General features: G+C 32.8%; 28 protein-coding genes. 15 read left to right on the forward strand and 13 right to left on the reverse strand.

All coding sequences use genetic code 11. From position 1 onward, the window contains the following. Positions 1-6: 6 nt before the first annotated feature. From FUA24_RS06930 to FUA24_RS06945, 4 genes are all read right to left on the reverse strand, one after another. Entirely contained in the window at positions 7-285 is a 279-nt protein-coding gene (locus FUA24_RS06930) for a riboflavin synthase subunit beta (protein ID WP_148540908.1), read from the reverse strand. An 18-nt stretch (positions 286-303) separates the two neighbouring features. After that, positions 304-528 carry a hypothetical protein gene (locus tag FUA24_RS06935; RefSeq protein WP_148540914.1) on the reverse strand — a complete coding sequence of 75 codons (225 nt, stop codon included), beginning with the start codon at positions 526-528 and terminating at the stop codon, positions 304-306. A 176-nt stretch (positions 529-704) separates the two neighbouring features. Continuing rightward, positions 705-1,190, reverse strand: coding sequence for a 6,7-dimethyl-8-ribityllumazine synthase (gene ribH, locus FUA24_RS06940; protein WP_148540916.1), 486 nt, complete (start codon positions 1,188-1,190; stop codon positions 705-707). Between the two features lies 1 nt (position 1,191). Then, positions 1,192-1,962, reverse strand: coding sequence for a tetratricopeptide repeat protein (locus FUA24_RS06945; RefSeq protein WP_148540918.1), 771 nt, complete (start codon positions 1,960-1,962; stop codon positions 1,192-1,194). 137 nt (positions 1,963-2,099) lie between these two features. Between FUA24_RS06945 and recF the strand changes: the two genes are divergently transcribed. The 5 genes from recF (at position 2,100) to FUA24_RS06970 (ending at position 5,401) form a co-directional block, all read left to right on the forward strand. Then, entirely contained in the window at positions 2,100-3,179 is a 1,080-nt protein-coding gene (gene recF, locus FUA24_RS06950) for a DNA replication/repair protein RecF (RefSeq protein WP_148540920.1), read from the forward strand. Next, on the forward strand, positions 3,176-3,859 hold the full coding sequence (locus tag FUA24_RS06955; protein WP_148540922.1) for a 2'-5' RNA ligase family protein: 684 nt from the start codon (positions 3,176-3,178) through the stop codon (positions 3,857-3,859). Before recF ends, FUA24_RS06955 begins: the two co-directional genes overlap by 4 nt. 1 nt (position 3,860) lies before the next feature. Further along, the gene (locus FUA24_RS06960; protein ID WP_148540924.1) at positions 3,861-4,157 is read left to right on the forward strand and encodes a DUF721 domain-containing protein; all 297 of its coding nucleotides are present in this window, start codon (positions 3,861-3,863) and stop codon (positions 4,155-4,157) included. Positions 4,158-4,317: 160 nt separating this feature from the next. Beyond that, positions 4,318-4,509: a cold-shock protein gene (locus tag FUA24_RS06965; RefSeq protein WP_148540926.1), complete on the forward strand. Its 192-nt coding sequence runs from the start codon at positions 4,318-4,320 to the stop codon at positions 4,507-4,509. A 118-nt stretch (positions 4,510-4,627) separates the two neighbouring features. Then, positions 4,628-5,401 carry a nuclear transport factor 2 family protein gene (locus FUA24_RS06970; RefSeq protein ID WP_148540928.1) on the forward strand — a complete coding sequence of 258 codons (774 nt, stop codon included), beginning with the start codon at positions 4,628-4,630 and terminating at the stop codon, positions 5,399-5,401. A 56-nt stretch (positions 5,402-5,457) separates the two neighbouring features. Here the strand turns inward: FUA24_RS06970 and FUA24_RS06975 are convergent, their stop codons facing one another. Beyond that, complete coding sequence (locus tag FUA24_RS06975; protein WP_148540930.1) at positions 5,458-5,877, reverse strand: nucleoside-diphosphate kinase; 420 nt, start codon at positions 5,875-5,877, stop codon at positions 5,458-5,460. Positions 5,878-6,068: 191 nt separating this feature from the next. Between FUA24_RS06975 and FUA24_RS06980 the strand changes: the two genes are divergently transcribed. From FUA24_RS06980 to FUA24_RS07025, 10 genes are all read left to right on the forward strand, one after another. Beyond that, positions 6,069-7,088 (forward strand): DHH family phosphoesterase, encoded by a 1,020-nt coding sequence (locus FUA24_RS06980; RefSeq protein ID WP_148540932.1) that lies wholly within the window; start codon positions 6,069-6,071, stop codon positions 7,086-7,088. Further along, positions 7,081-7,623, forward strand: coding sequence for a gliding motility-associated peptidyl-prolyl isomerase GldI (gldI, locus tag FUA24_RS06985; protein ID WP_148540934.1), 543 nt, complete (start codon positions 7,081-7,083; stop codon positions 7,621-7,623). Before FUA24_RS06980 ends, gldI begins: the two co-directional genes overlap by 8 nt. Before the next feature lies 1 nt (position 7,624). Continuing rightward, positions 7,625-8,740, forward strand: a complete 1,116-nt coding sequence (locus FUA24_RS06990) for a peptidylprolyl isomerase (protein WP_148540936.1) — start codon at positions 7,625-7,627, stop codon at positions 8,738-8,740. A gap of 67 nt (positions 8,741-8,807) precedes the next feature. Next, positions 8,808-9,740 (forward strand): prolipoprotein diacylglyceryl transferase, encoded by a 933-nt coding sequence (gene lgt / locus FUA24_RS06995; protein ID WP_148540938.1) that lies wholly within the window; start codon positions 8,808-8,810, stop codon positions 9,738-9,740. A gap of 2 nt (positions 9,741-9,742) precedes the next feature. Next, the gene (locus FUA24_RS07000) at positions 9,743-10,210 is read left to right on the forward strand and encodes a DUF192 domain-containing protein (RefSeq protein ID WP_148540940.1); all 468 of its coding nucleotides are present in this window, start codon (positions 9,743-9,745) and stop codon (positions 10,208-10,210) included. 40 nt (positions 10,211-10,250) lie between these two features. Further along, on the forward strand, positions 10,251-11,378 hold the full coding sequence (locus FUA24_RS07005) for an aldose epimerase family protein (protein ID WP_148540942.1): 1,128 nt from the start codon (positions 10,251-10,253) through the stop codon (positions 11,376-11,378). Next, positions 11,326-12,084, forward strand: coding sequence for a GDSL-type esterase/lipase family protein (locus tag FUA24_RS07010; protein WP_246146972.1), 759 nt, complete (start codon positions 11,326-11,328; stop codon positions 12,082-12,084). Before FUA24_RS07005 ends, FUA24_RS07010 begins: the two co-directional genes overlap by 53 nt. 11 nt (positions 12,085-12,095) lie before the next feature. Next, complete coding sequence (locus FUA24_RS07015; RefSeq protein WP_148540944.1) at positions 12,096-12,677, forward strand: Crp/Fnr family transcriptional regulator; 582 nt, start codon at positions 12,096-12,098, stop codon at positions 12,675-12,677. A 54-nt stretch (positions 12,678-12,731) separates the two neighbouring features. Next, positions 12,732-13,070, forward strand: a complete 339-nt coding sequence (locus FUA24_RS07020; protein WP_148540946.1) for a hypothetical protein — start codon at positions 12,732-12,734, stop codon at positions 13,068-13,070. 7 nt (positions 13,071-13,077) lie between these two features. Beyond that, on the forward strand, positions 13,078-13,656 hold the full coding sequence (locus FUA24_RS07025; RefSeq protein ID WP_148540948.1) for an NAD(P)H-dependent oxidoreductase: 579 nt from the start codon (positions 13,078-13,080) through the stop codon (positions 13,654-13,656). Between the two features lie 68 nt (positions 13,657-13,724). Here the strand turns inward: FUA24_RS07025 and secDF are convergent, their stop codons facing one another. The 8 genes from secDF to FUA24_RS07065 all read right to left on the reverse strand — a co-directional run bounded on the left by secDF (position 13,725) and on the right by FUA24_RS07065 (position 24,769). After that, a complete protein-coding gene (gene secDF, locus FUA24_RS07030) occupies positions 13,725-16,724 on the reverse strand; it encodes a protein translocase subunit SecDF (RefSeq protein WP_148540950.1) in 3,000 nt (999 codons plus the stop codon). A 165-nt stretch (positions 16,725-16,889) separates the two neighbouring features. Next, a complete protein-coding gene (locus FUA24_RS07035) occupies positions 16,890-17,501 on the reverse strand; it encodes a hypothetical protein (RefSeq protein WP_148540952.1) in 612 nt (203 codons plus the stop codon). 70 nt (positions 17,502-17,571) lie between these two features. Continuing rightward, positions 17,572-18,216 carry a DUF4412 domain-containing protein gene (locus FUA24_RS07040; protein WP_148540954.1) on the reverse strand — a complete coding sequence of 215 codons (645 nt, stop codon included), beginning with the start codon at positions 18,214-18,216 and terminating at the stop codon, positions 17,572-17,574. 206 nt (positions 18,217-18,422) lie between these two features. Next, positions 18,423-19,349 carry a malate dehydrogenase gene (mdh, locus tag FUA24_RS07045; protein WP_148540956.1) on the reverse strand — a complete coding sequence of 309 codons (927 nt, stop codon included), beginning with the start codon at positions 19,347-19,349 and terminating at the stop codon, positions 18,423-18,425. A gap of 241 nt (positions 19,350-19,590) precedes the next feature. Next, positions 19,591-20,604 (reverse strand): DUF6588 family protein, encoded by a 1,014-nt coding sequence (locus FUA24_RS07050; protein WP_148540958.1) that lies wholly within the window; start codon positions 20,602-20,604, stop codon positions 19,591-19,593. Between the two features lie 149 nt (positions 20,605-20,753). After that, the gene (locus FUA24_RS07055; RefSeq protein ID WP_148540960.1) at positions 20,754-21,941 is read right to left on the reverse strand and encodes a Gfo/Idh/MocA family protein; all 1,188 of its coding nucleotides are present in this window, start codon (positions 21,939-21,941) and stop codon (positions 20,754-20,756) included. A gap of 87 nt (positions 21,942-22,028) precedes the next feature. Continuing rightward, positions 22,029-23,354, reverse strand: coding sequence for a Gfo/Idh/MocA family protein (locus FUA24_RS07060; RefSeq protein ID WP_148540961.1), 1,326 nt, complete (start codon positions 23,352-23,354; stop codon positions 22,029-22,031). 14 nt (positions 23,355-23,368) lie between these two features. Further along, positions 23,369-24,769 (reverse strand): 3-keto-disaccharide hydrolase, encoded by a 1,401-nt coding sequence (locus FUA24_RS07065; protein WP_148540963.1) that lies wholly within the window; start codon positions 24,767-24,769, stop codon positions 23,369-23,371. Positions 24,770-24,903 lie beyond the last annotated feature (134 nt).

Genomic DNA, 24,903 nt, shown 5'->3' on the forward strand with positions numbered 1-24,903 from the left:
TATTAGTTATGAAAAGAAAATAGATAAATCGAAACCAATAATAAATAAAAAGATTAATACTAAAACAGCAGCAATTATTAATACTCTTCTATTGGCGTCTCTATCTGGGTTATGTTTAAAATCGTTTACAGCATTATTAATTTTAGTTTTTAGTCCAGAGTTATTCCCAACAGTAGTTCTGTGTTCATCGAACTTGTGTTTAATTTCAAACGGGTTACCCTCGCCTTTGTAATAGCGTGGTTCATAACTAAATTTTTTGTTCTTACGTAATTTTAAAAGTCCCATGATGTTAGAATTTTTAGGTTACATGAATTTTTTCTCTAATACATACATAAGAATCAATAATAATACCAAAGCCAAAATCAAAGTTCTAATAGGTAAAACACCTTTTACTTTTCGTTTACCTTCTTTGGCTTCTTTCCATTTAGAAATAAAGTCTCTTTCTTGAGTTTCCTCCGAATCAGACTGATTCTCACTAGAAAATCTTGGTTTATAATTAAACGTTCTATGTTTACGTTGCTTAAACAAATTAATAATGCTTATTCTTTCAAAAATACTTAAAAATAGGTAGAGTTATACTTTTGAAAAGCCAAAAATTGTTAACAAAACATCTGTGGCAATACTCAAAAACGAAAATTCCAAATATCAACTATTTTAAAATTGATATGTTTTGAAGTTTAAAGTTTTTAATCGGAATTTTAATATTAGCTATTCTTTCTAAGTTCAGCCATTTTAATAGCGGCAATGGCAGCTTCGGTTCCTTTGTTACCATGTTTACCACCAGAACGGTCTATAGCTTGTTGTAACGTGTTATCTGTAAGTACACAGAATATAACAGGTGTTTCACGCATTACATTTAAGTCTTTAATGCCTTGTGTTACACCTTCACAAACAAAATCGAAATGCTTTGTTTCTCCCTGAATAACACTACCAATAACAATTACAGCATTAACCATCTGCTCTTGCATTTTTTTGGCTCCATAAATAAGCTCAAAACTCCCGGGCACATTCCAACGGATAATATTACTCTCTAAAACACCATTATCAACAAGCGCATCGAAAGCACCTTGAAATAAAGGCTCAGTAATAGTATCGTTCCATTCAGAAACAACAATCCCAAACCGAAATTTACTCGCGTCTGGGATTAGTGTCTTATCGTATTCTGATAAATTTTTATTTTCGGTTGCCATATTATTTGTTGGCTAGTACAGTTGCTTTTCCAATAAACACATCAATGTTTGTTGCTTGCGTAGACTTTGAATAATCAGCCTTTATTTTTTCAAAATAAGATAATGCTTTATCAGCTTGCCCAAGATCTAAAGCAATGTTACCCGCTTTGTATAGATACATAGGCGTAGTAAATTCATTATCACGCATATTAGCGGCTTTCTCATAATAATCTAAAGCATCCTCTGTTTGCCCTAACTGTACAAAAGCATCACCAATATTCCCTTTAGCTAATGGAGCTAAAACCTCATCATTACCATTAAAGTTACTTAAATGCTCAACAGCATTCTTATAATCTTTTAATCTTAAGTAAGCTGTACCTGCATAATAACTTGCTAAGTTAGCAGCATCTGTTCCACTATACTCATCAATAATATCTAGCATACCAAATTTTCCTTCACCTCCATTCAATGCCAAATTGTATAAGGAATCTTTTGACACAGCTGTAGTAGCTTGGTCAAAATATTTTTGCGCTTGGAACATATCGTTCATAGCAGTAGTTTGTTTAGGATTTGCTATAAACTCTCTATATCCAATAGATCCTAATACTGCAACCGCAACTATACCTATAATAACAAAAATGTATTTCTGATTTTTCTCAACAAAAGCTTCTGTTTTTGAAGCTCCTTCATCTAGGGTATTAAAAACCTCTGCTGTTGTAGATTCTTCCTCAAGTTCTATTTGCTTTTCTACTTTAGTTTTAGGTTTATATCCTCTCTTCTTGTACGTTGCCATATCTTAAAAATTAATGCGGGGCAAAAATATAATTTTTCTTCATAACTAAAAGGCTATTTATTTGATATTTTTCAATAATTTGCACTTCTTTTTAAAGGTTTTCCCATTAAATCGATTCAAAATATAGCATTTGGTAAATGATTTTAAAATCTATCTCTTTACTCAACTACAAAAATTTTGATAGTAAATCGTTTACTTTCAACAGTAAAATTAACTGTATTGTTGGTAATAATGGTATTGGAAAAACCAACATATTAGACGCCATTTATCACTTATCCTTTGGTAAAAGTTACTTTAATCCTGTTGCTAGCCAGAACATAAAACATGGTGAAGAGTTTTTTGTAATTAATGGTGAATACGATAAAGAAGAGAAAACCGAAAAAATTGTTATTAGTCTAAAGCGGGGACAAAAAAAAGTCATTAAACGCAATGGGAAGGCCTACGAAAAATTCAGTGAACATATTGGTTTTTTACCCTTAGTAATAATTTCTCCTGCGGATAGAGATTTAATTATAGAAGGCAGTGACACCAGACGAAAATTTATTGATAGTGTTATTTCTCAAAGCAACAAAACCTATTTAAATCAATTAATTAACTACAACAAAGTATTGGCCCAGCGCAATGCATTGTTGAAATATTTTGCTCTAAACCATACGTTTAACAAGGACACCCTTGAAGTTTATAATAGCCAATTAACTGAATATGGCACACACATCTTTGAAAAGCGACGCGACTTTTTAGAAGAATTTATTCCTATTTTTAAAGAGCGCTACGATGCTATTAGCAGCGGAAATGAAGAGGTAGATTTAGTTTATAAAAGTCATTTGTTTGATGATGATCTGAATACACTTTTAGAGAACGCTTTAGGAAAAGATCGTACAGTGCAATATACAAGTGTAGGTATACATAAGGACGATTTAAACTTTAATATTGAAACACATCCCATAAAGAAATTTGGGAGTCAAGGACAACAAAAATCTTTTTTAATTGCATTGAAATTGGCTCAATTCGATTTTATAAAAGCACAAAGTGGCGTAAATCCAATTTTATTACTGGATGACGTATTTGATAAATTAGACGAACAACGTGTAGCTCAAATTATAAAATTGGTAGATGATGAAAATTTTGGGCAGTTATTTATTAGTGATACCCATGCAGAACGTACTGAAAATGCGGTAAAACAAGTGCACCAATCTTATGAAATTTTTAAGCTATGAGTTTAAAAACTCATTATGACCTTCTTTTTAATGATGCCGTTGAAAGCATTAAAAATGACACCTACTCCATTGACAGTTTAATAGAATCTCCTTCCGATAAGAGGTTTGGCATTACACTTTTAGCAAGACCGCCAATTGAGATTAAAGAAGCTATTCAAGAGTTTCTTAACGAAGTAAAAATTGTTGAACCCAAGCAATATTATTACAATAACACCGATATTCATATCACCGTAATGTCTATTATTTCGTGTTATAACGGATTTCAACTGCAACATGTTAATATTGAAGATTACATCCATCTGATTAATGAAAGTTTGAAGACTATTACTAGTTTTAAAATTAGTTTTGAAGGCATAACAGCAGCATCTTCTGGACTAATGATTCAGGGCTTTATGGAAGACAACACCTTAAACCTAGTACGTAACAACCTGAGGAAGACCTTTAAAACTTCTCACCTAGAACAGTCTATAGACAAAAGGTATACCATACAAACTGCACATGCTACAGTATTAAGATTTAAAGCACCTCTAAATAACAAATCAGAATTTTTAAAGCTTATAGAACGCTATCGAACACATAATTTTGGTACTTTTGAAGTAGATAACCTCGAACTTGTTTTTAATGATTGGTATCAAAGAAAAAAGTTCGTAAAAAAATTACATAAGTTCAACTTATACTAAAATGCCCAAACGCCACAGCGAACATATCAGTATTAAAGATGCCCTTAAAGAATTTGTTGAAACCAACAACCTAGAAACGGGTTTAGACAAAGTTAATATTGCCGAAGCATGGGCAAAACTTATGGGTAATGGCGTTAATAATTACACTACCTCAATTAATCTGCAACGAGACACCTTATACGTTCAACTAAGTTCTAGTGTTTTAAGAGAAGAATTAAGTTATGGTAAACAGAAAATAATTGACTTAATTAATGAGGAGCTAGGTAAAGAAATTGTAAAAAAGTTAATTTTAAGATAAATACCCTAATTTTTTTTGCATTTAATATTTTGTCTTACCCCCTAGTTTTAAAGGGATTGAAGCCAATAATAAAAATTTTATCAAAAATTAACCATAAATAAGTGATTTTCAATCATTTTTAACATTAACTTAGCCACAAATAATATTTAATTTTTAAAACATGAGTAAAGGAACAGTTAAATTCTTCAATGATACTAAAGGTTTTGGTTTTATTGTAGAAGAAGGTTCAAACAAAGAACATTTTGTTCACATTTCTGGATTAATTGATGAGATTAAGCAAGGTGATGAAGTAGAATTTGATTTACAGGAAGGTAGAAAAGGTTTAAACGCAGTAAACGTAAAGGTAATCTAATATAAATTATTTCACTTTTTATTTACAAAGTAAAAGCTCGCAATTATTGCGAGCTTTTTTTGTAACCATTCATTGCTCTTGGTCGTCTTAATTTATATTCATCAATCAAATTAAAACTATGATCAAAAAAACACTAGTACTCGTATTAGCATGTATTCCTTTATTTAATTACTCTCAAAACAGTATTAATTCTCTCGAAGAATTAAAAAAAGCTATCACCTATAATGATAGCGTCTTTTGGAATGGCTTTAACTCCTGCGATATTGAGGTTGTAAAGAATTATGTTTCAGATGATTTGGAATTTTATCATGACAAAAATGGAGTAACTATTGGTTCCGAAGTATTTATTAAAACAGTTGAGCAAAACTTATGTAGCAACTCAAATTTTAAAATGAGACGAAAGGCTCTACAGGAAACTATTCATATTTACCCAATTAAAAATTATGGCGCTATAATTTCGGGTGAGCATGTATTTTACATTTCACAAAATGGCAACCAAGAGTCTTTAGATGGTATTGCAAAATTTAGCAACCTTTGGCATTATAAAGACGGCAATTGGAAAATGACCCGTGTGTTAAGCTATGACCATAAACCAGCGCCTCAAAATTTTGATAAAAAGGAGATCATTGTTTCTGGAACGCTTTTACATGCACTATCAGGAAAGTATTATGCACCTAATTTAGGTGATGTTGTCATTAGTAACGAAAAAGGCATACTCAAAATAAAAAGTGGTAACATGTTAATTAAAGCTTATCCAAATTCTGAGTCTACCTTCTTTAGTAAAGAAGCTCCTTTGACATTCGAATTCCTAAAAGATACCAAAGGAAAAATTTCTAAAATGATTGTTAGAGAAAACAACAAAATAGTAGATGAAGTACTAAAACAAGATTAATATTAAAATCAAAAAAGCCCGCATAAAGCGGGCTTTTTAATAGTTATATTGTTTTGTTAAAACTGCTCTCTTCCTGAAAAATGGAAAGCACCTTCAATAGCAGCGTTTTCATCGCTATCACTACCATGTACTGCATTTTCACTAATAGAATCAGCATACATTTTTCTAATAGTTCCCTCTGCTGCATCTTCTGGATTTGTAGCACCAATTAATGTTCTAAAATCTTCTACTGCATTATCTTTTTCTAAAATAGCTGCTACAATAGGACCACGAGTCATGTACTCAACTAAATCCGCAAAAAACGGACGCTCTTTGTGTATTGCGTAAAACGTTTCAGCATCTGCCTTTGTCATTTGAGTTAATTTCATAGCTACAATTCTAAATCCTGAAGCTGAAATTTTTTCTAATATTGCGCCAATGTGCCCTTTCTCTACAGCATCAGGCTTTAGCATAGTAAATGTTCTATTTGTTGCCATTTTTAAATTTTAAATTTTGCGCAAAAATACTGTTTTATATTTATTTACGCTATTAATAGTTTTGTATTAATTTTTATTGCAATCAATTAGGCTTTGCTTTCTTCAAAGGCCTTTTCAATTTATTCAAATTTTAAGTAAATGTACGAGATAAGTTTTTAAGCGTATATTATTAAATTGTATATTCGTTGGATATGAATAAAGACGACATCTACAGTATAAAACAGTTACTATCTTCACCAAAAAACATAGTAATTGTTCCTCATAAAAACCCTGACGGAGATGCCATTGGTTCTACGCTCGGCTTATATCACTACCTTATAAAAGGCAATCACAACACTAATGTTTTAACACCTAACGACTATCCAAGTTTTTTAAAATGGATTCCAGGTGAAGACACTATCTTAAAACACGATAGCCAACCAGCAGAATGTGAAGCCTTAATACATAAAGCAGATATCATTTTTACATTAGATTTTAATGCGTTTCATAGAACAGGAAATATGGCAACGGTATTAGAACAAAGTGAAGCCATAAAAATAATGATAGACCATCATCAAGCTCCTGATGATTATGCTACTTACATGTTTAGCGATGTAAACATGAGTTCAACTTGTGAAATGATATATCACTTTATTGACATGTTAGGTGATGTAGCCCAAATTGATGCGACAATCGCCACTTGTTTATATACGGGCATAATGACAGATACGGGCTCTTTTAGGTTTTTATCAACTACAAGTACTACGCATAGAATTGTGGCCAATTTAATTGAAAAAGGTGCTAACAATACACAAATACATAATAATGTTTATGATTCTAATAGTTACAACAGACTTCAACTTTTAGGTTGTGCATTAAGTAATCTTAAAGTTATTCCAGAATCTAAAACAGCATACATAACGCTTTCTCAAGATGAGCTAAACACATACAACTACACTAAAGGAGATACCGAAGGAGTTGTAAATTATGGCCTTTCTCTAGATGGCATAGTACTAGCGGCTATATTTATTGAAGACAAGCAAGAAGGTATTATAAAAATTTCGTTAAGATCTAAAGGAGATTTTTCAGTAAACGAAATGTCTAGAGCACACTTTAATGGCGGTGGTCATACTAATGCTGCTGGCGGAAGAAGTGAAAAAACGTTGCAAGAAACCGTTGAAAAATTTATTAGTATCTTACCAGAATATAATAACGCCCTAAATAATGAATAAACTTGTACCTATATTATTGGTTCTATTGGTATTTAGCTGCAAATCTCCTGAAGCCAGAAGACCAATATCTTCCAAATCTGGTTCGTTTATAAACGAATCTATTGCGCGAAATAAGGCCTTAAACGCCAAAGAAAAAGCTATAATTGAAGACATTATGGCTAAAAACAATCATGATTACATTGCTTCGGAAAGCGGATTTTGGTATTTCTACAACGCTAAGATTGAGGCAGATTCTCTTAAAACTCCAATTTTTGGAGACATAGTAAACTATAACTACAATGTTAAGTCACTAAATGGCAATCTTATCTATTCTAAAGAAGAGACAAAAACTCAGAACTATGCTATGGACAAGGAAGAGCTTTTTACTGGATTAAGAGAAGGCTTAAAACTCATGAAAACAGGAGAAACCGTTACATTCTTGTTCCCATCTCAAAAAGCTTATGGATACTATGGTGATGAAAATAAGATAGGCACTAATATGCCAATTATTTGTGAAGTTACAGTAAACTCTATTATCAAAAACCCAGTTAATTAAAATGAAACAGCTTTTTAAACTAACTGTAGTTATATTAGTATTGGTTACATCCTGTAAATCTCCATATTCAAATTTAGAAGACGGATTATATGCAGAAATAAAGACCACTAAAGGAACAATGGTCGCAAAATTAGCCTTTGACAAAGTACCGGCTGTAGTAGCCAATTTTGTATCATTAGCTGAAGGAAACAATACGATTGTTGATAGTCTATATAAGGATAAAAAGTTTTATAATGGCTTAACTTTTCATAGAGTCGTAGATCAATTTATGATTCAAGGAGGAGATCCATGGGGAAACGGCAAAGGCAACCCTGGATATAGATTTGGAAATCAATTTCACCCAGATTTAAAACATGATAAACCTGGAATTTTAGCAATGGCAAATGCTGGCAGACCAAAAACAAATGGTAGTCAGTTTTACATTACTGAAGTCCCAAGACCAGATCTTGATAATCGTTACAGTGTTTTTGGAGAGTTGGTTTTAGGCATAGAAATTCAAGACAGTATTTCTAATATTGAAACAGTAGGAGAAATAGCTATTAACCCTGTAATTATTGAGGAAATAAACATTATTCGTAAAGGAAGTGAAGCTAAAGATTTTGATGCTCCTAAAGTGTTTAAAGACTTCTTAATAAGTGAAGCCAAAAAGGAAAAAAAGCGCAAAGAACGTCGTAAAGAAATCACAAGGGCCACAAATGAAAAATTCTACGAACAAGAAGAAAAAGCTATAGCTTTAGCCTCTGGCTTAAGGTATTTTATTTCCGAAAAAGGTGAAGGTGAAAAATTATCTGAAGATGATTTAATTAGAGTACACTATGCAGTGTATTTTAAAAATGGTACGCTAATAAAAACCAGCAATCTCAAAACAGCCGAAGCTCTAGAAATGGTTAATGAACAGCGCAAAAACCAAAATGGTTACCAGCCAATAATAGCAGATATAAGTCCTGATGCAGATATGATCCCAGGATTTAAAGAAGGGTTACAGCAATTAAATGTTGGTGATAAAGCAACTATTTTTGTCCCTTATCATTTAGCTTATGGAGAAGCAGGAAGACAAGGCATCCCGCCTAAATCTAACTTAATTTTTGAAGTAGAGGTTATTGAGTTAGCTAAATAACCCAACATTTTTTTAACACTTAAGTTACAGCAAACCCTTATATTTACAGCGAAAAACTACAAATAGCATGCACTCATTAAAATTCGATTGGAATCCTGTAACAGGTATAGATATAGTTGGCAATTTTAAGCTTCACTTTTACAGCGTTATGTGGATTATAGCCTTTGTATTGGGGTGGTATATAATGAAGCGTATCTTTACTAAGGAAAAGGTGTCTTTAGATTATTTAGACTCTTTGTTTATTTACTCTGTGCTCTCTACAATGATAGGCGCCAGATTAGGCCATGTGTTATTTTATCAATCCGAATTAATTAGTGATGACTTTTTCAGCATCTTCTTACCATTTAGCTTTAAAGACGGATTTAAATTTACCGGTTTCCAAGGACTTGCTAGTCACGGAGCCACTATTGGTATTATAATAGGTATGTACTTATACAGAAAAAAGTACAAGTACAAATCTTTAATGTGGATACTAGACCGATTTGTAGTTTGTACAGCTTTAGGTGCCGCTTTTGTTAGATTTGGAAATTTCATTAATTCGGAAATCATAGGAAAGAAATCTGAAGACTTTGCTTTAGGCGTTCGTTTTATTCAAGATTATTATCATAAAAGTCAAATTACCCAACTTACAGGAATTAAAGATGTGCAAAAAGCATATAATGCGGTAACAGACAACCCTCAATTTGTTGAATTACTAGAAAAAGTCCCTTATAGACATCCGGCTCAAATTTATGAAGCATTTTGCTATGTAATTGTGTTCATTATTTTATGGTATTTCTATACTAAAACAACCAAAAAAGAACAATCTGGTTTCCTATTTGGTTTGTTTTTAGTTTTACTTTGGTCCATTAGACTAGCAATAGAATTCTTTAAAGAACCTCAAGGTGAAGAATATATTAATTGGCTTAGTTTAAATACTGGGCAGTGGTTAAGTATTCCATTTATTCTCATTGGTTTGTATTTCATGTTTGGTTTTAAACCTAAATCTGCAATAAAATAAGCATGAAAAAAGCTATTGCATATCTTTTAATTGCCTTATGTTTCTATAATTGTAAAGAAGATAAAAAGGTTATTAAACAAACCGAAATACACTTTACAAAAGAAGGGGAATTAACTATTCATAAAATTGCTACGGATTCCACAAAAATTTCGCTAGATATTGAAATTGCAGATACAGAGTACGACATTCAAACGGGTTTAATGTATAGAAATTCTATGGAACAAAAACAGGGTATGCTTTTTGTTTTTGAGGATGAAACTGAACGGTATTTCTACATGAAAAACACAAAAATACCCTTAGACATAATCTATATTAACAGTAATAAACAGATTGTTAGTTTTCAAAAGAACGCTAAACCTTTTGATGAAAGCTCTTTACCCTCTAATGCTCCAGCAAAATATGTCTTAGAACTAAATGCAGGATTAGCTGATAATTGGGGCCTTTCTGTTGGTGACAGTTTGAGTTTTTAAATAGTTTAGTAGTATCTTTAGTGCTACTAACTAAACAATTATGATCTCATTTAAATGCCTAAGGCTATTAACGCTTAATTGCCTTTTTTTTCTACTTTTAAATTGTAAAACCTCTACTAATTCAGCAGTTGCCATACAGGTTGAAAATTGGGGAGAAGTTGAAAACAAACCTGTTTACCTTTACACGCTTACCAATGCAAATGGTATGCAAGCTAAACTGACCAATTTTGGCGGAATTTTAACTGCATTACTTACTCCTGATAAGAATAATAATCTAACTGATGTCGTTCTTGGTTTTGATAATCTGGATCAATACGTGGCAGACAACCCTTGCTTTGGTGCTACCATTGGTAGATTTGCTAACCGCATAAGAAATGCAGAATTTGTCATTGATTCCACGACTTATATAGTAGAAAAAAATGCTGGAGAACACCACATTCACGGCGGACAAGAATTCAACAAAGTCGTTTGGGAAGGCAAGACTTTTACAGATGAAGGGAAAAATGGTGTTATTTTTAAATACCATTCAAAAGACGGGACAAAAGGTTTCCCAGGAAATTTAGATGTAACGGTAACTTATACCTTAACGGACAGCAACGATTTAAGAATTGATTTCGAAGCAAACACTGATAAAGCCACCCACATTAATTTAACACACCACAGTTATTTCAATCTAGCTGGAACAGATAAATTAATTTATGACCATGAGATTAAAATTGATGCTGATAATATTACAACAATAGATGAAGATATTGTTCCAACTGGAACATTCACGCCGGTTAAAAATACAGTTATGGATTTAACCTCACTCACTGCAATAGGTAAAAACATAGGCAAACTCAACAACAATGGCTATCACTTCTGTTATGTGTTTAATAAGGCGTTAAGTGAATATAAAAAAGTCATAGAGGTTATTGAACCAAAATCTGGAAGAACCATGTCTGTAACCACAACGCAACCTAGTGTTCAATTTTATTCCGGAAATGGAATTAGTAATGAAATAACAGGAAAATATGATGTAACCTATCAGCCGCATTCAGCGTTCTGTCTGGAAACTCAGCACCTACCAAATACACCTAACCTAACTAACTTCCCAACAACATTGGTTAAACCAAATGAAACGTATAAAGAACATGTTATCTATAGCTTTGGAATTCAAAAAGACTAAACACATTGTATTCGGCTTATTTATAATTAGTTTTATCTATAACTGTGATACCAAAAAAGCAGAAAAGACCAAAATGTCACTGTACCCCGATCAAAATTTAAAAATCAAGTTTCATAACGACTATGCAGTAGGACATTATCCAAAGCGCATTAAAGATTTCAAGAAAAATCCGCTTCAACATGGGGACATTGTATTTATTGGTAATAGTCTAACAGAAGGCGGTGGAGATTGGAGTAAAAAATTGAATATTCCAAACATTAAGAATAGAGGAATTGGCGGCGACATAGCAGATGGTGTTTTAGAACGATTAGATGAAATCACATTTTTTAAACCAAAGGTTGCCTTTTTGCTAATTGGTATAAATGATATAGATAATCTTGTTTATGAAAAACAAATTCCTTCTACCCAGTATATAGCCAATAACATTCTTAAAATAGTCAATAAGATACATGAAAAAAGTCCTGAGACAAAGATATTTGTTCAAACCATTTTACCAACGTTAGACGACCAGTTAAATCCATTCGTAACAGATTTAAATGCTATCTTAAAACATCAAGACAAGAGTAGTTATGAGCTTATAGACCTCTATAGTGCTTTTGTTGAAAACGATCTTGTTAAAACCGAATTCTACAGAGACAGGTTACATTTAAATAATGCCGGATATACTAATTGGTGTCAAGTTATTAAACCTTATTTGAATAAATAACATTCTTAAAAATGAACCTAGAGAACATTTTTAATCATATAGAAAACATATATGCGCCGCTACCAAAGGAATGCCAACAAGATTTAATAAACCAATCCAAATTATGCGCTTTCAATAAAGGTGATGTTGTGGTTAAAGAAGGGCAGTATTCAAAAAAGGCGTATTTGATTATAAATGGATGCTCAAGGGCTTATTATTTAAAAGAAGGAAAAGACATTTCAGATTGGTTTTCCTTTGAAAATCAGTTTATGGCGCCAATTGTAAGCTTTTTTAGTGAAGCTCCCAGTCCACACTATGTAGAATTTCTTGAAGACTCTACTGTTTTGGAGTTCTCCAAAGACACTTTAGATGCTTTATCTTGTAAATATCATGATTTTGAACGTTTTATAAGTAAGGTGGTTACCGAAACTATGTTAGGACTTTGCGAACGACTCTATACCATTCAATTTAACAAAGCCGAAGAACGTTATAAGCATTTGTTGAGTATTTACCCTAACATTACTAACAGAATCCCTTTAACCCATATCGCATCATATTTAGGGATTACTCTCGAAACTCTAAGTAGAATTAGAAACCCCAAAAACGGAATTTGATTTATATCAAATGAAAAAACTTCAATCCATTTAAACTTTGTAAAAAGTAAAAAAATGGAAGCACAAAACAAACAACTAGAGTCTATTTGGGGTAAATGGTGGGAACCGCTTAGAAAGTGGTTTTATCCAGCATGGTTAATCTACGAAACCTTTATTCGGTTTTATTCCTATTCTGAAGATGTTTATAATTACTTATTAAATAAACAAGAACTTATAGTAAGCTACATTGGAAAAATAGGCGCTCAAATCTTATCCCTATTTTGTACATCACTCACGTTTCTTATCTGTATAGTTTTTTTAACTGTACCAACGAGTTTTGTTCTATTCAGATTCTTTAAATCTTACAATATGACAGGAACAAAACTTGAGAATAGATTTAAAAAAATCCTCTAACAAACCAGTGAAAAAAATATTAATAATTAATGGTCACCCAGATAAAGAAAGTTTCAATTTCGCTTTGTCTGAAGCTTACAAAAGTGGGGCTTACGCTTCAAATGCCGAGGTAAAAGAAATATGTATTAGGGATTTAAAATTCAACCCTAACCTTCAATTCGGATATAGAAAACGAACCGAACTAGAACCAGATTTAATTGATGCTCAAAACAAACTTAAATGGGCAAGCCATTTGGTCTGGATATATCCTGTTTGGTGGGGTTCCGTCCCCGCTACTATGAAAGGGTTTCTAGACAGAGTGTTATTACCAGGGTTTGCCTTTAAAAAAAGAGAAAATTCAGTTTGGTGGGATAAATACTTTTTAGGAAAAACTGCCCACTTAATTTGCACTATGGATCAACCCAGTTGGTATTATAAGCTAATTTACCGCAGTCCAAGCCACAAAGCCATGAAAAAATTAACAATGCAGTTTATTGGTGTAAAAAAAGTTAGAATCACTCCTATTGGTTCGGTGAGGTTATCCAAGGAAGCTTACAGGTTAAAATGGTTAAAAAAAGTAGAACAACTTGGTAAAAAGAACAAGTAATGTAGCACAAAACAAAAAGCCTATTAACTTTCGTTAACAGGCTTTTTTTTATTTAAGATTGAGCTTCTTTAGCTTTTCTTTTTATCATCTAATTTATCTACTGTATCGTACATAATTGGAGTTGCAATAAATAACGATGAGTATGTACCCACAATTACACCTACAATTAAAGCAAACATAAATCCTCTAATAGAATCGCCACCAAAAATAAAGATAGCTAATAACACCACTAAAGTAGTTAAAGATGTATTTAATGTTCTACTTAATGTACTGCTTAGAGACTCATTTACAACACGATCAAACTTCCAGTTAGTATGTTCATTAAAGAACTCCCTAATTCTATCGAAAACAACCACGGTATCATTTAATGAGTAACCTATTACTGTTAAGATAGCCGCTATGAAAGCTTGGTTAATTTCCATATTAAATGGCATAAACTTATATGTTAAAGAGAATATACCTAATACAATTAATACATCATGGAAAACTGCAGCTACAGCACCAAGAGAGTATTGCCAACGTTTAAAACGTATTAAAATATAAAGGAATACTACAACTAACGAACCTAGAACCGCCCATACAGAATTCTGCTTAATATCATCTGCAATGGTAGGACTCACCTTATCAGATTGCATTAATCCAACTTGTTTGGTATCATCTGTTAAGTCAAGGAATTTCTCTAAAGTAAGACCTTCTAAATAAGGTTGTAATCCTTTGTAAAGCTTCTCTTTGATTTCTGCATCTACTTCAGCCCCACTTTCATCTACTTTATACTTTGTTGTAATTTTTAATTGGTTAGCAGCTCCAAAAGTTTTAGCCTCTGCACTTCCAAAAATATCTGGTTTAGATAACTCGCTAGTTATTTCTGAAGCATTAACATCATTAGCAAAACGCACTTGGTATGTTCTACCTCCAACAAAATCTACACCTTGATCTAATCCATTTGTAAATAAAGACCCTAAACTTAAAGCAATCAAGATTCCTGAAATTATAAAAGCAACTTTACGCTTTTTTAGGAACTCAATATTAATGTTTCTGAAAAGGTTTTTAGTAATTGGCGTAGAGAACGATAATTGACCTCCTTTGTTTACATACCAATCTATTAATAATCTAGTAATAAAGATTGCAGTAAATAGAGATGTACCAATACCAATTAATAAGGTAGTAGCAAATCCTTTAATTGGTCCAGAACCAAAAATAAATAAGATTAATGCTGTTAAACCTGTTGTAATGTTAGCATCTAAAATTGATGATAATGCATTTCCGAATCCATCCTTAATAGAGTCTTTTAAACCTTTTCCTTTTGTAAGCTCTTCTCTAATACGTTCAAAAATAAGTACGTTAGCATCAACCGACATACCAATAGTTAACACGATACCAGCAATTCCAGGTAATGTTAACACTGCGCCAAGACCAGATAAAATACCAAAGATTAATAAGATATTAAATAGCATTGCAATGTCTGCAAATCCACCTGCTTTTCCGTAATAGAAAATCATCCAAAGTAACACTACTATTAAAGCAATGATGAAAGACATTGTACCGCTGTCTATAGCTTCTTGACCTAAAGAAGGCCCAACAACTTCACTAGAAATAATATCTGCTGAAGCCGGTAATTTACCTGCACGTAATACGTTTGCTAAATCATCTGCTTCGCTTACATCAAAATTACCTGAAATAGAAGAATTACCTCCAGAAATAGCGCCTTTTGTAACTCCAGGTGCAGAATACACAACGTCATCTAAAACAATAGCAATTTGACTTCTATTGTTAAATGCATCACCTGTCATTTTTTCCCAAATCTTAGCACCTTTTGCATTCATTTGCATTGATACTTCCGGTTCTCCAGTTAAACCAAAGCTTACACGAGCATCTGTTACAACCGCTCCACTTAATTGAGGAATATCTTCTCTATTACCCGCTAAGGCATATAAATCTACAAGCTCAGAACCTTTTACAGGTTTACCAAATGCAAACTTAGTATAACGTAATTCTGCAGGTAATAAAGCCCTAACTTCTTTTTTGTTTAAATATTCAAGAATGGTTTCTTTATCACTTAAAGCAAAAGTTGCTACAACAGGACTTCTTGGGTCTCTGTTTATGTTTTTAATTAAATCAAAAATTGGGTTCACTGTACTTGCTACCTCCGTAGAATCTGTAGTAGCTTCACCTAAAAGTTCATCCACAGCATCTTGAGCTGTTGCATCTTCAGAATCATTACTTTCTGCAACCTCTTCTGGCTTTTCTTGCTCTACTAAAGGTTTCAACACCTCATTAGCTTGTCCTAAGAAATCTAAAAACTGAGGTCCTTTGTAAGCATCCCAGAACTGTAATTGCGCCATAGTAGTGAAATTACGCTCTGCTTTTTCAATATCTTTTATACCAGGTAACTCAATTAAAATTCTACCAGAGTTTCCTAAACGCTGAATGGTTGGAGAAGTTACCCCTAAACCATCAATACGCTTACGTAATACTTCGAAAGCAGATACTACAGACTCATCAATTTTTGTTTGAATAATCTTTTGCACCTCTTCATCCGTCATACTTCCGTCTATCTCTCCGTCTAAATCTTTGGTGTAAAAAATATCTGGTGAAGCTAACTTAGTATCGCCTTTAATTTTGTCAAACTCAGCAAAGAAATCTTCTAAATACGTATTCTGACTATTCTTTTGTACTTCTGAAGCATTGTCTAAAGCTTGATTAAAAATTGGGTCTTTTGTATTATTAGCTAATCCTTTTAAGATGTCTTTTACTGAAACTTGAAGAATTACGTTTATCCCTCCTTTTAAGTCTAAACCTAAGTTCATTGCATTAGACTTCACCTCATCATAAGTGTATTTAGCTACACCAATGTTGTAAACGGTATCTTTGGCAATAGATGCTAAATAACTAGCCTCATCTTGACTTCTCTTTGAACGGTAATCATCCTCAGTCTCCGCTATTTTCTCTATAGCTTGAGTTTCGGCATCTCCTTCAATTTGGTTTGCTTTAAACGTAAATGATAATTGGTAAATACTTACCAAACCAAATAGTATAGCAAACAATCTTACTAATCCTTTGTTTTGCATTATTATTAATTTATAGTCAAATTTTAAAACGGGCAAATGTATCGTATCCCGAGAGATTTGACAATTATTTTTTTATGTTATAATTGATTTAAGAGCGCAAACGCCTCTTTTAATGGTAGGTTTTGAGCATTGTATAAATTCCTTCGAAAATACACAACTAAAGTTTTAACCGATAGGCCCTGCTCTAACTTCTGGTTCCTTATGTGAAGTATTATCTATAGCTACAACAACATATTTATTTACTTTATACGCTGTTTTAACAATATGATCTGTTTTATTGACTTGTGTATTTACTAAAGGAAAATAGACATTTGGATTTGTAAACCTGTCAGAATCGTATTTTACCTCTAAAACATATTTACCGCCTAAATTTGAAGCATCCGAACTTGCTTTGATTTCATGAACATCAAGATTATAATTCGATGATGAATCTACCGGCGAAGAGCTACTATTGCTGTCTGTAGTATTGGAAGCATAATCAATTACTAACGACTGATCCTTTGTTAGGACTTGTTTTATATTTGCAACAGTAACAACACTGTAATAGCTTATTTTTAAAGTATTGTCTTTAGCTTCTTGAACTTTAATGTTTGTTGCCCCTGCATCGAGTAGTTGCTGCCTTACATCTTCAATAGCTTTTTGAACATCCTCTTTAGCTACGGCAGTATTAACAAACTCCAACACCACCTGTTGATTAGGTGCTAAGTCCTTATCTTGGAAAAATCCAAAATATGCTAATACAATTAAAAATGTGCTAAAGAACCATTTTGCGTTCATGCGCCAAATATAAACAATAAAGTTGATTTTTAAAGTTTTATAAACTGGATTGTATTACTCTCCTATAAGTTTACAATTTCTCGTAACCTTCAGGAGGTGTTAAACTAAATAAATCATCTGAAACAGCTTCTTTTTTTATTTCTGTAGCTTCGGTATAAATAATCATTTCCATTCCCATTTGATTCATTTTAGTTTCAATGTACAATGGAAACCCTTTTACTTTTTCTCCTAAAATAGAACCATGTTGACTTGCTGCAACTATAGCTTCGGTTAAATACATTTCCATACTCATTTCTACACCTTCTTGTTGAGCCTTTACTAAATATTGTTGACACTCGTAACCTAAAACGGTTTTGGTTTTATCTCCTTTAGTTATGTCTGCGTTTTCTAATTGCTTAGATATTTCCGTGCTAGTTTGAAATTTGTATTTCTTACCTAACATTGGATTATCCATTAACATTAAAGCTTCATTAGTCTTAACATCATTGATATTAATTATTTTCCCAGACATTGGATTAGATATCTCAGACCGAGATTTACTTCCTTTAAAATAGGTAACACTAGTCATATCACCAAGCATTGCTAATTGCGCTTTAACTTGCTCATCTGGCGAAGACATCTTTTGAGAAAATGTAATGACCCCTTCTTTAATTTCTGTTTGGGCAAAAAATGATACTGATAATAATAGCGCTAAAAGTGTAAGTGTCTTTTTCATCTATTTAAAGTTTTAGTTTTTTTTCAGATGTAATTCGCCATTAAACATTTCATTGGGTATCCCCATTTAGTTATTACGGCTCATTTCACAATAATTATTTCCTGTGGTAAATATAAGATTCTATTTAAGAAAAATCTTTATTTCACTCAATAAAAAAGCCTCAAACAATAGTTTGAGGCTTTGATTTATTTTGGAAGTTTATTAGCTTATAATTCTAATAATCCATTTGTTTTAGTTACACCTTCCGCACTTGCTTGCATATGTGCTTTTTCATCTTCACTTAAAGGAATATCTACTATTTTTTCAATACCATCTTTTCCTAAAACTACTGGAACACCGATACAAATATCAGACAAGCCATATTCACCATCTAATAAAGTAGAACATGGGAAGATTTTCTTTTGGTCGCAAGCTATAGCTTGAACTAAACCACTTACAGCTGCTCCTGGAGCATACCATGCAGAAGTACCTAGTAATTTAGTTAGCGTAGCTCCACCAACCTTAGTATCTGCAGCAACTTGCTCTAATCTTTCTTCACTTAAGAATTCAGATACTTTAATACTATTTCTAGTTGCATGACTAGTTAAAGGTACCATACCTTTATCACTATGACCTCCAATTACCATACCGTCTACATCACTAATTGGTGCTTCTAAAGCCTCTGCTAATCTGTATTTAAAACGTGCAGAATCTAAAGCTCCTCCCATACCAATAATTTTATTTTTTGGCAGGTTAGTAGATTTATGAACTAAATAAGTCATAGTATCCATTGGGTTACTAACTACTATTATGATAGTATTAGGAGAATGTTCAATTAAACTAGACGATACAGATTTTACAATTCCAGCATTAATACCAATTAACTCTTCACGAGTCATTCCTGGTTTTCTTGGAATACCTGAAGTAATTACACAAATATCACTACCTGCAGTTTTACTATAATCATTTGTAACACCAGTTATTTTAGTGTCAAATCCATTTAATGAAGCTGTTTGCATTAAATCCATGGCCTTACCTTCTGCATAACCTTCTTTAATGTCTAATAAAACTACCTCTGAAGCAAAATCTTTTATAGCAATATACTCAGCGCAACTTGCACCTACTGCTCCTGCTCCTACTACTGTTACTTTCATGTTCTTTATTGTTTGTTATATTATTTCGAATGATTCTTTTTAAAAGAATTTACAGAACGAAATTCATTATTTAAAAAGAAAGATCTTATGATTTAAGTCAGACAAAATTAAGAATTAAAATGCTCTAAATAAAAAAAGTACAAGATTAAATCTTGTACTTTTTTAAAACAAAAAACTAAATATAAACTAACTAAAATTAAAACATTCTTTTTTAAAATTATTTAATAAATGCACGTAATTTTTATCTAAAACTAAATGCAATACCTCCAGATATGGTGTTATACTCTTGTATAGTATAGTCTCCAAATATTTTAAAGAATCCTAGGCTTATTCTAGCACCTAGTGTAGCTCTAAAACCACTGGTATTAAAATCTAAATTTACTGGGTCTTGAATAGTTATCATTTGCGAATTGGCTCCGTCATCATATTCAAGTTGATATTCTCCTAACATTTTTAATGTTGAATTTCCTCCACTATAGCCTGCACCACCATAAACATTTATGATTGGGAAGTTAATAGAGGCAATCACTTGTGCTGTATAAGCATTTAATTTAAACTCTGCGGTTTGATTACTTCCTGCAACAGCCGTTCCGTCCATATTATAATTAACATCCATATTTGTATATGCAGCTAATAATGAAACGTGTAATGGTAATTTATCTAAAGGTCCAAAAATGCTAGTTATTTCCTTCTTAAGACCTACACCAAACAACTGTCCTTTAACATCGTCATCACCAACCTCAGGCACATACCTTACCATTACATCAAATTTAAAAGGAAGTCCTATTCCAGCCTGAATAGCAGGTGTTGGTACTGCATTTAATGGTAAATCATCACTAATACCATCTGGCATACTAATAATCTCAGGGCTGGTTAACGTTTGTCCGTTATAATCGTGTGTTAAACTTAATGAAGCTCCATTACCTGAACCAGCAACAGTAGCACTTGTTAATGCATTGGGCTGAACAAAGTCACTTAAACCTAAATCTGCAAAATTAAAGACCTCATCTTTTGTTGGCACCATGGAAGCGTTTGCGCCAATGGTAATATCAAAACCTAATTTTTTATGAACTTTGGCTGTATGATACCAACCACTATTCATTCCATATATTAACCCATTCATTGCAGGGTTCATATAAGCCTCAGTAAGCTTATTAGCATCTTCTCTCGAAGCTAAGAATATACTTTCTAATTCTTGGGCTTTAGATATCTGTGTTATAAAACACAATAACATAAGTAAGGTAATTTTTTTCATTTCATAAATTTGGGTACAACAAATCTAGAAAAAATTCTGAATAAAACAACACTTTATCGATAAAATTTTACATTTAATCGTGTTTTTATCCAAAAAACAAGCCGTAACAAGTAGTTACGGCTCCTATACTTTCTAAAAATTTACAAATACTATTGCCAATATTGTATCTTTTCATTGTACATGGCATCTAGCGCTAATTGAACCGCCTTTGCCGTATTTGCCCCTGTTTCTAAATTAGAAATAGGTTGCGTTCCTCCAATAACAGCATCTTTAAAATCTATTAATGCTTGTTTACTGGGATCTAGATGTTCAACTTTTATTGGCATTCCCTTCTCGGGAATATAATTGGCAGGTGCTGTAGCTCCCGAAACACCATCAACATCTGTTAGCTTAGACTTTTCAGGTTTTTTATAATAGTTAATCCAAGCCATACCGGTAGTTAGGGTTATCGTCCCCTTATCTCCAATCACTTTAATTTGATAACCGCCAGGTATATAACTTGTTAAACATTTAAAATGAGCTTTGACACCGCTAGGATACTCAAAAATTAAATGCGTATTATCAAAAGTTTCTCTGCCATCTTGCCAGAAGTCTATTCCTCCTGTCCCCATAATCTTTTTGGGGTTCTCATCTAATACCCAACCAACAAAATCAATTTGATGAGAACTTAACTCAGCTGTCATTCCTCCAGAATACTCCTTATACATACGCCAATTTATAGCACGTTCGTATTTAGGTTCTGCTACAGGTTTTCTCCAATCTCCTTTTCTATACCACTGGCATTCAAAAGATTTTATATTACCTATTTCTCCTTTTTTGAGCATAGCAACCACATGCGTATACAATCTAGAGCTATGATACTGATGTCCAGTTTGAAACGTTAAGTTAGAAGCGGACACCCTTTCAACTAATTTATTTATCTCAGCTAAACCTTTTACTAAGGTTTTTTCGCAATATACGTGCTTTCCTGCCTCAATGGCTGTCATTGCTATTTCATAATGTGTACTAAAGGGAGTTGAAATTAACACAGCATCTACATTGTCATCTTTTAGTACTTCTTTGTAGTCTGTATATGCTTTAGCTGTATTATTAGTCTTGGCCAATCCTTCCTCTAACCTAAAAGGTAATACATCACATACGGCAACAACATTTAGATTATCAATATTATTTATTAGGGGAATTAAACCACATCCTCTACCTCCTGTTCCAATAACGGCAATATTCACAAAACTTTTATTAAACCCGGTTGTACATGATATGGCACCTAAAGCTGATGTTGTAGCAACAATACCAGCCGAAGCCAAACCACTTTTAACAACAAACTCTCTTCTCTTCATAATCTCTAAAAAACTTTAATTTCAATATCAATTGATTAATGAAAAAAAATAAGAGGCATAATTGCCTCTTATTTTTCTTTAATACTATTATAATTTTGGTTCCCAGCCTTGTTCATATTCTCGTTTCCAATAGGTCATGGCTTCATCATCATTATATACCTTCCCTGTTTTAGTATCAACATGAAGTGTTCTTCCAACTTCTTGAGCCATATTTCCTAAATGGCATAATGCAGTACTTATCGCTGCATCAGAAATTGGAGAGTTCTGTTTTTCCCCTACTTTAATTGCATTAAAAAAGTTTGCTATGTGTTTTACATCTAGGCTTCCAGCTCCTGCCGTATTTAAAGTAGCACTTTTTTCTTTTTCATCAACTTTTTTGATTAGCTTACCATCTAAACCAAATAACTGATAACTATTTCTGCTTAAAGCAATAGAGCCTTTACTTCCATAAATTGTGGCCCCTCTACCTGGTTGATTTGGGATTACTCTTCCACGACTATGACCAACCCATTTAATATATTGTCCTCCTTCATATTCATAAAATACTTCTTGGTTATCTGTAAACTCCCAATCATCATCATAAGTATATTTTCCTCCAAATGAGGTTACTTTATTTGGCAAATCTAAGCCTAATGCCCAACGACAAACGTCTATTTCATGTGTTCCATTGTTATGTACTTCTCCTGTACCCCAGGTTTTAAACCAATGCCAATTATATGGGTGCACATTATCTCTATATGCTTCTCTTGGCGCAGGTCCTTGCCATAACTCCCAATCTAAAGTACTTGGCACATCAACTATTTTACCTTTTCCTATTGAACCACGGTTATTAGAATAGTAGGCTTCTCCTTTATACGGCTCTCCAATTATACCTTCTTTAATTTCTTGAACAGCTTGTTGACTGGTAATTGCAGAACGCTGCTGATTACCCATCTGAACTACCTTGTTATATTTCTTCTGGGCTTTTACCAATAACTCATTCTCAAAAAGGTTATGACTACATGGCTTTTCTACATAAACATGCTTACCAGCTTGTAAAGATGAAATAGCCATCGGCGCATGCCAGTGTTCTGGCGTGGCAATGAAAACGGCATCAACATGCTTATCCTCTAGTACTTTTCTAAAGTCTTTCTCAACTTTTGCCTTATAACCTAGATTTTCCACCATCCATTCATTATTCTTAGCAATAATATTATCATCTACATCACATGTATATATAATCTTAGCATTTGAATATTTATTGATGGCCTGCATTAAAGATTTGGCTCTACTGCGTACCCCAATTACGGCTACATTAATTCTTTCATTTGCACCAAAAACACTAGTACTACCAAAACTTAAATTAGGCAGTATTGTAGCTCCTAAAGCTCCTGCTGATGCTTTTTTTATAAATTGTCTTCTAGTCGGTTTCATTTATTTATGTCTTTTTAGTTGAATTCTCTAATTTTTATACTTCTAAAGTGTACAGTATCTCCATGATCTTGTAGTAAGATATGACCCGCTGGCCATTGCCCAAAATTGTCCCACTTCTTATACTTACTATATGCTACAAGGGCTCTAAACATATGAGAAAAACGATCATATTCTAGTGCCTTAATATTATTTAGCCAATGCTCTACTTTACCTCCTTTTACAACGATTCTAGCTTTATTCCAGTTTCCAATTCCTTTGAAGACTTTCTTACGTTCTTTAACCGAATAATTTTCAGCTGTTATTAGATCATATAATGAGCCTACTGTTCTATTACCATTAGTCCCTTTTTTAGCATCAGGATGCTTTTTATCGTCCAAAATTTGGAACTCACAACCAATAGCAGAACCAGCTCCTTTATTAAGGTTAGGGTCTACAAAATATTTTATACCACTATTAGCTCCTTCTGTAATATTAAATTCTAGTTCTAACTCAAAATTGCTATAAATATCAGTTGTAACAATATCTCCAGGGCCTGTAGACTCCCCTCCGTCGGTTGCTAAAACAGTTAGTACACCATCTTTAATCTGCCAACCAGATTTTGGAAAATCATCTCTCTTAGCTCCTCTCCATCCATTACTAGTTTTACCATCCCAAAGTAAACGCCATCCATTACGTTTTTCATTTTCGGTTAGTTGATTTTTTAAATAGCTCATTTCTCTAACTTCCTGATCCTGCAAAGAAGCACTTTCCTTAAGCCCCTCTGTTTTTATTCTAATATTTCGCCATTTAATCTGCTTCCCATCTTTTTGCTTACTGCCAATACTATGAACTTGTAGTCCTATAAAACCAGATGCCGTCATATCATCTACTAAGTTTGCGCATTGAATACCATTAATCCAAGTCTTTATAGAATTACCAATAGCTTCTATTCTACATGCATTCCACTGACCATTTTTAAACGCTTTTCTTCCTTTTTCGTTTAAAGATAAAGGGTATATCCAACCTCTTCTAGCCTCGTCAAATATTCCTCCGCTAAAAGCACGAGCACTTGGATCTAATTCAAATTGATACCCATGCACTCTTCCCTTGTTATGATCTTTAAAGCTATTAGATCTGAATTGTACTCCAGAGTTAAGAATGGGATCTACCATAACTTCAAATTCTAAGATAAAATCTGAATACATATCTTTTGTACATAAAAAACTATTAGGAGTTCCCATTTTTGAAGTTCCAACAATTTCTCCATTTACCACGCTATAATCTGCTTTTCCATTTAATTGTTTCCATCCTTTTAGGTTTTCCCCATTAAAAAGTGATTTCCATCCATCTTTACTCGATTGCGCAAAGGTTTCCGTAGGTTGAACTAAGGCAATCATCAAAGCAACAATGGCCAACCATTTAAATTTTGAATTCATTTTAAAATAATTAATTATTATGTTAATACTTAGTTTTCGTGTGCGTGCACGTAAAATTATAAATTTACTTTTAGTATATCAAATAAATACACAATTTTATGTTATTTTGCACTCAGAATACTGCGTTTTTATTT

The sequence above is a fragment of the Seonamhaeicola marinus genome (assembly GCF_008085455.1).